Source organism: Candidatus Planktophila sp. (assembly GCF_046070465.1).
Lineage (GTDB): Bacteria > Actinomycetota > Actinomycetes > Nanopelagicales > Nanopelagicaceae > Planktophila.
Window position 1 is genome coordinate 1 of sequence record NZ_JBJTMK010000136.1, and the last position, 3,167, is coordinate 3,167.

Here is a 3,167-nt window from a genome sequence, read left to right on the forward strand (position 1 = left end):
GCAGCATCGCTGATAACGGTTGGCTTATAGCAGTGGCTCTCATCGCTAGCTCTACTTCATATGAAAGCAAGAAGAATGAGAATTTCACTCCGATTCATCCAGCTCTTGTAGCGGTTTCAATTTTCATTAGCCCGATACTTCTCGCCATCAGCGCTTTGAAGCCCAATATATTTCCGATGTATATATTGATTCCATCGATTGCTAATTTGCTTCTCGCCTTTATCCGTATGAGTACAGCGCTTCGAGAAGCACGAACCCTGGTATCAGAGAGGATGTTGGCTCGTACTGACGAATTGACTGGACTCGCTAATCGGCGACGCATGTTGGCAGAGATTGAAAACTTCTCACATGCAGAGGGTGCCTTTATGTTGCTTGACCTCGATCAATTCAAACCCGTCAATGACCAGTATGGGCACGAGGTAGGAGATCTACTTCTACGACAAGTGGCGCAGAGATTTATCCGCACCCTTCCGACTGGAGCTTTATTGGCGCGACTCGGCGGGGATGAGTTCGGCGTACTTGTTCACGGAAGTTACGAAGAGACCCTTGAGAGCGCTCACGCTCTGCGAGCTTCGCTGACCTACCCATTCACGGTGCGCGGGATATCAATCCAAGTAGGAGTCAGCATTGGCTATGTCCACAATGACGGAGCTGGAAACCTTTTAAAGCGAGCTGATGACGCTATGTATCGAGCTAAGCAGATGGATATGGGGGTAGCTCAACTTTAATTTCTTTAAGGCGCTCAAGAGATTCAACTCGTTCGACGGCATGATCGACAATTCGCTCTGGATATCCATGGCTATAGCCATCGAGATAGAGCCACGGCTCGTGAATATCACTGCCGTTTAAGTGGGCAAGTTCTGGAACATACTTTCGAATGTAAGTTCCATCCGTATCAAACTTCTTGCCTTGTTCAATGGGGTTGAAGACTCGGTAATACGGCGACGCATCAGTACCTGTGCCGGCAGTCCATTGCCAACCATGGGCGTTCGAAGCAACATCGAAATCAACGAGATGCTCCTTAAAGAAATCGGCACCATGCTGCCATTCGAGATGGAGGTCCTTTACCAGAAACGAAGCGACAACCATACGAGTGCGGTTGTGCATCCATCCTTCAAGAAGTAACTGACGCATCGCAGCATCAACGAATGGGAATCCGGTTTTACCCTGCTTCCATGCTTCGAGCTGCGCACCAGGTGCGTCATAACGCATAGCTACAAATTTCTCAGAGTAATAGTCATTCTCAGTATGAGGGTTGTGAAAGAGCACATCGGCATAGAACTCGCGCCATGCAATCTCTTTCCGGAACGTGTCATGTGCTTTGCTGTCGCCAAGACCTTCAAGCAATGTTCGTGGATGAATCTCACCAAACTTCAAATGTGCTGACATCTTTGAGGTTCCATCGACACCTGGAATATTGCGGTTTTCATCGTAAGTATCGAGTGCGCTCTTTTTAAATTGCTGAAATCGTTCTAGAGCAGCTTTTTCGCCTGCTGGTGAAATGACCGCACCTGCTGGCAATGGCCAATCAGGAAAATTGCGATCGGCCTCCGCGGGTATTGCTGTGACAATTTTCTTCGGAGTAGGAGCAGGTGCGCGCCAACCGTGAATGCACCAGTTCTTATAAAAAGGTGTGTAAACCTTGTATGGGGTTCCATCTGTTGGCTTTACTACTCGGCCAGGAGCAACGGCATATGGACTTCCAGTTGCAATCAGATTAATTCCGGCGGCACGGACCCGAGCATCTCGAGCTGCTCCATATGGTTCGTATTCAGCAGATATGTGAACTTCATCAGCACCATAACGCTTTTGAAGTTCTTTCAAAACGTCTACGACATTACCCACCATGAGATGAAGTCCACCATTGAGCGATTCATCGAGGGCTCGAAGTGACTGACCAAGGTAGGCAAGACGCTTGCTTCCAGCCTGTTGAATCAATGCAGGATCGAGGATGAAGACAGGAACTATCTCGTCGCTGCCTTCAATGGCGGCATTGAGTGCAGGGTGATCACTAATTCGCAGATCTCTGCGAAACCAGATGATCGAGCGCTTCACCTACTTGTGGAGTTGTTCTACGGTCGCATCCCAGCCAGCTACATCTTCCGGCTTACGAGGACCTTTGCCAACATAGCGAGCTGAAGGGCGGATCAAGCGACCTGTGCGCTTTTGCTCGAGGATATGCGCAGACCAACCTGCGGTACGAGCCGCTGTAAACATTGAAGTGAAGAGCGGTGCTGGAACTTCTGCGAAGTCCAAGATGATTGCTGCCCAGAACTCAACGTTTGTTTCAAGAACGCGATCTGGTTGGCGCTCACGAAGTTCCTTCAGCGCTGCCTTCTCAAGCGCTTCAGCCACTGCGTAACGTGGAGCGTTAAGTTCTTTAGCTGTGCGACGCAATGTACGAGCGCGTGGATCTTCTGCGCGATAGACGCGGTGACCGAATCCCATTAAGCGCTCCTTGCGATCAAGAAGTCCCTTGACGTAAGCCTCTGCGTTACCAGTCTTCTCAACTTCTTCAATCATGTGAAGTACGCGAGAAGGTGCGCCACCATGAAGTGGGCCAGACATTGCACCTATTGCACCAGAAAGTGCAGCTGCAACATCTGCACCTGTTGATGCGATGACGCGAGATGTAAATGTTGAGGCATTCATTCCGTGTTCTGCAGCTGATACGAAGTACGCATCGATTGCACGAACGTGTAGTGGATCTGGCTCTCCACGCCAGCGAATCATCATTCGCTCTACAACTGTATGTGCTTTATCAATCTCTGACTCTGGAACAGCTGGCGCAATTACTCCGCGAGCAGCTTGTGCGAGATATGAAAGAACCATGACTGAAGCGCGAGCAAGGTTGTTGCGCGCTTCTGCATCATCAATATCGAGAAGTGGCTTAAAGCCCCAGGCTGGTGCGAGCATCGCGATTGCAGATTGCACATCAACGCGAACATCGCCTGAGTGAACCGGGAGTGGGAACTGCTCTGCATTAGGAAGACCTGGATTGAATTCATCATCGACGAGAAGTCCCCATACGTTTCCGAATGAGACTCGACCTACGAGATCTTCAATATCAACACCACGGTAACGAAGAGCGCTACCTTCTTTATCTGGCTCTGCGATCTCTGACTCGAAAGCAATGACGCCTTCAAGACCTGGCTTGAAATCATCTG

The 3,167-nt window shown here is 49.7% G+C and carries 3 protein-coding genes; 1 reads left to right on the plus strand and 2 read right to left on the minus strand.

Going from position 1 to position 3,167, the window contains the following annotated elements; all coding sequences use genetic code 11:
* Window positions 1-728, plus strand: a 728-nt coding sequence (locus ACKOVI_RS06145; RefSeq protein ID WP_509603208.1) for a GGDEF domain-containing protein, incomplete at its 5' end; no start/stop codon positions are given.
* On the opposite strand, the gene ACKOVI_RS06150 is transcribed toward ACKOVI_RS06145, so the two are convergent.
* Window positions 694-2,055, minus strand: a complete 1,362-nt coding sequence (locus ACKOVI_RS06150) for a cryptochrome/photolyase family protein (RefSeq protein ID WP_509603209.1) — start codon at window positions 2,053-2,055, stop codon at window positions 694-696. The genes ACKOVI_RS06145 and ACKOVI_RS06150 overlap by 35 nt on opposite strands.
* On the minus strand, window positions 2,056-3,167 hold a 1,112-nt coding region (locus ACKOVI_RS06155), incomplete at its 5' end, for a citrate synthase 2 (RefSeq protein ID WP_509603210.1).